At 36.8% G+C, this 3,923-nt stretch carries 3 protein-coding genes; all 3 read left to right on the top strand.

The features are described 5' to 3' along the window. Positions 1–75 precede the first annotated feature (75 nt). From AB8B65_RS06945 to AB8B65_RS06935, 3 genes are read left to right on the top strand one after another with little or no spacing between them, the layout of a single operon-like run. Positions 76–1,266: an acetyl-CoA C-acyltransferase gene (locus tag AB8B65_RS06945; RefSeq protein WP_405300146.1), complete on the top strand. Its 1,191-nt coding sequence runs from the start codon at positions 76–78 to the stop codon at positions 1,264–1,266. A gap of 40 nt (positions 1,267–1,306) precedes the next feature. Then, positions 1,307–1,672, top strand: coding sequence for a four helix bundle protein (locus AB8B65_RS06940; protein ID WP_405300145.1), 366 nt, complete (start codon positions 1,307–1,309; stop codon positions 1,670–1,672). Positions 1,673–1,697: 25 nt separating this feature from the next. Beyond that, positions 1,698–3,512 carry an acyl-CoA dehydrogenase family protein gene (locus tag AB8B65_RS06935; protein WP_405300144.1) on the top strand — a complete coding sequence of 605 codons (1,815 nt, stop codon included), beginning with the start codon at positions 1,698–1,700 and terminating at the stop codon, positions 3,510–3,512. The last annotated feature ends 411 nt before the right edge of the window (positions 3,513–3,923 follow it).

Here is a 3,923-nt window from a genome sequence, read left to right as displayed (position 1 = left end):
AAAATGAATTATGCTTTTCAGCAGAAACTCTAATCTCAATACTAAAAACTCAATACTCAATACTATTCATTGAAAATGAAAACAGCATACATAGTAAAAGCATACAGAACTGCCGTTGGAAAAGCTCCAAAAGGTGTGTTCAGATTTAAAAGAACGGATGAACTGGCAGCCGAAACGATTCAATACATGATGAATGAATTGCCAGATTTTGACAAAAAACGTATTGATGACGTTATTGTTGGAAACGCAATGCCTGAAGGTTCACAAGGACTAAACATGGCACGTTTAATCTCTTTAATGGGATTAGATATTGTAGATGTTCCAGGAGTGACTGTAAACCGTTTCTGTTCCTCAGGATTAGAAACAATTGGAATGGCAGCTGCAAAAATTCAAGCTGGAATGGCAGATTGTATCATTGCTGGTGGTGCCGAAAGCATGAGTTCTGTTCCTATGACAGGATTTAAAACAGAATTAAACTACGACATTGTAAATGCAGGTCACGAAGATTATTATTGGGGAATGGGAAATACAGCAGAAGCTGTTGCCAACCAGTTCAATGTTTCTCGTGAAGATCAAGATGAATTCGCATATAATTCACATGTAAAAGCATTGCGTGCACTAGCAGAAGATCGTTTTCAAGATCAAATCGTTCCCATCACTGTCGATCAAACGTATATTGATGAAAACGGTAAAAAAGCAACAAAAAGTTACACTGTTAATAAAGATGAAGGACCACGTAAAGGAACAAGCACAGCAGTATTAAATAAGTTACGTGCGGTTTTCGCTCAAGGCGGAAGTGTGACTGCTGGAAACTCTTCTCAAATGAGTGACGGTGCAGCATTTGTACTAATCATGAGTGAAGAAATGGTGAAAGAATTAAATGTAGAACCAATTGCACGTTTGGTAAACTATGCTGCGGCAGGTGTTGAACCACGCATCATGGGAATTGGACCTGTTGCTGCAATTCCGAAAGTATTAAAGCAAGCAGGATTACAACAAAATGATATCGAACTAATCGAATTGAACGAAGCCTTTGCTTCGCAATCATTAGCTGTAATGCGCGAATTAAACTTAAACCAAGACATCGTAAACGTAAATGGTGGCGCAATCGCTTTAGGACATCCATTAGGTTGTACAGGCGCAAAACTATCTGTTCAATTATTTGACGAAATGCGTAAGCGCGATATGAAAGGAAAATACGGAATGGTAACCATGTGCGTAGGAACTGGACAAGGCGCTGCGGGAGTTTTTGAATTTCTTAATTAAGAACCAAGACTGTTAGAAACAAGAACCAAGACTTTTAATTGTGCATAATTTTAAAAAGCTGAACATCTGGATAGACGGAATGGAAATCGTTAGTGAAACGTACAAGCTCACTAAAACCTTTCCTGATAGTGAAAAGTTTGGATTAGTATCTCAAATGAACCGATGTGCAGTTTCAATTCCTTCAAATATTGCTGAAGGAACAAGTAAAAGTTCTGACAAGCATTTTAATAAATATTTAGAAGATAGCCTAGGTTCTGCTTTTGAATTGGAAACACAATTAATAATTGCTTACAGAGAAAAGTATCTAGCGGAAGAAAAATACAACATATTAATAAAAAAGATAAATCAGTTACAAAAAATGATTTCAGGATTTAAAAGTAGACTTAGTAAAAGTCTTGACTCTTGACTCTTGATTCCTAAATCCATAAAAAATGAGCACAGAAACAGTAAACAAAGACATCTTACGCGGAGGACAATTCCTAGTAAAAGAAACAAAATGTGAAGACGTATTTACTCCTGAAGATTTTTCTGAGGAGCAGCAGATGATGAAAGAATCGGTAAAGGAATTTATTGATCGTGAAGTATGGCCAAATAAAGAGCGTTTTGAAAAGAAAGATTACGCACTTACCGAAGAAGTTATGCGTAAAGCTGGTGAACTTGGATTCTTAGGAATTTCTGTTCCTGAAGCGTATGACGGAATGGGAATGGGATTTGTTTCTACCATGTTAGTTTGTGACTATATTTCAGGTGCTACAGGTTCTATTGCAACCGCTTTTGGTGCGCATACGGGAATTGGAACGATGCCAATTACGTTATACGGAACGGAAGCACAAAAGAAAAAATATGTGCCTGCATTGGCAATGGGAGAAAAATTTGGAGCCTATTGCTTAACGGAACCAGGCGCTGGATCGGATGCGAATTCTGGAAAAACGAAAGCGGTTTTATCTGATGATGGAACACATTATTTGATTTCTGGACAGAAAATGTGGATTTCAAATGCTGGTTTTGCAGAAGTATTCATCGTTTTTGCTCGTATTGAAGATGATAAAAATATTACTGGATTTATTGTTGAGTTTGATAGAGAGAATCCAAACGGAATTACGCTTGGTGAAGAAGAACACAAATTAGGAATTCACTCTTCATCTACGCGTCAAGTATTTTTTAGCGAAACAAAAGTTCCTGTGGAGAATATGCTTTCTGAAAGAGGAAACGGTTTCAAAATTGCCATGAATGCGTTAAATGTTGGACGTATCAAATTGGCTGCGGCTTGTTTAGATGCACAACGTCGTGTCATTACAGAAGCTACAAAATATGCAAATGAGCGTGTTCAGTTTAAAACGCCGATTGCAAAATTTGGTGCTATCAAAGCTAAATTAGCTGAAATGGCAACGGCTTGTTACGTTGGCGAATCTGCATCGTACAGAGCTGCTAAAAATATTGAAGATCGAATTGCGATTCGCGAATCAGAAGGAAACACACATCAAGAAGCTGAATTAAAAGGTGTAGAAGAATATGCTATTGAGTGTTCTATCTTAAAAGTAAAAGTTTCAGAAGATACCCAAAAATGTACGGACGAAGGAATCCAAATCTTCGGAGGAATGGGATTCTCAGCAGATACACCAATGGAATCTGCTTGGAGAGATGCGCGTATTTCTCGTATCTATGAAGGAACTAACGAAATCAACAGAATGTTAGCAGTTGGAATGTTGGTTAAAAAAGGAATGAAAGGACATGTTGACTTATTAGGTCCTGCAATGAAAGTTGCGGACGAATTAGTTGGAATTCCATCATTTGACATTCCTGATTACTCTGAATTATTCTCAGAAGAAAAAGAATTGTTAGGAAAGCTTAAAAAAGTATTCTTAATGGTTGCTGGATCGGCAGTTCAGAAATTTGGACCGCAATTAGAAGAGCACCAACAATTACTAATGGCGGCTTCTGACATTTTGATTGAAATCTACACAGTAGAATCATCCATATTACGTACGGAGAAAAATGCAAAACGTTTTGGAGAAGATACGCAGGAACTTCAAATTGCAATGACACGTTTAAACCTTTTCAATGCAGTGGAAAAAATCTCAACGAAAGCAAAAGAAGGAATTGTTTCCTTTGCGGAAGGTGACGAACAACGTATGATGTTAATGGGATTAAAGCGTTTTACAAAATATGCAAATATGCCAAATGTTGTTGCGTTGCGTAACCAAATTGCAGAAAAAATGACAGCAGAAAACGAATACTGCTTCTAAGATATTTAAGAAGAATTCTAATTACTTGATAGGTTTTAGAATTTAGTTGTTTGTTAAAAAGCCATCGCATTGCGGTGGCTTTTTTGTTGCGCTTCACTTCAACAAAGTTTATCTTGAGTTTAATCGAAAGGCTCAGTGCGCGCGTCATGCTGAACTTGATTCAGTATCTCATCATGGTTAGTTGTCATTGACTTCGCATAATCTATATAAAACGTCATTACGAAGGAAGCATGACTGAAGTAATCTGTTTGTTGCGATACTATTTTGTTTTTCATCACGAATTCACAAATAGTTTTAATTCTTTACGGAAAACCTCATTGTGTATGTGTGGTATTTGTTTTACATTTATGGAAAATAATGGGAAGTTGTGTTGTAATAAGTTCCTGTTATTTACTAAATTTAGTATGATAA

The organism is Kordia sp., from assembly GCF_045105435.1.
Lineage (GTDB): Bacteria > Bacteroidota > Bacteroidia > Flavobacteriales > Flavobacteriaceae > Kordia.
The sequence above is the reverse complement of the archived record's forward strand: the minus strand, read 5'-3'. Positions and strand labels throughout refer to the sequence as shown.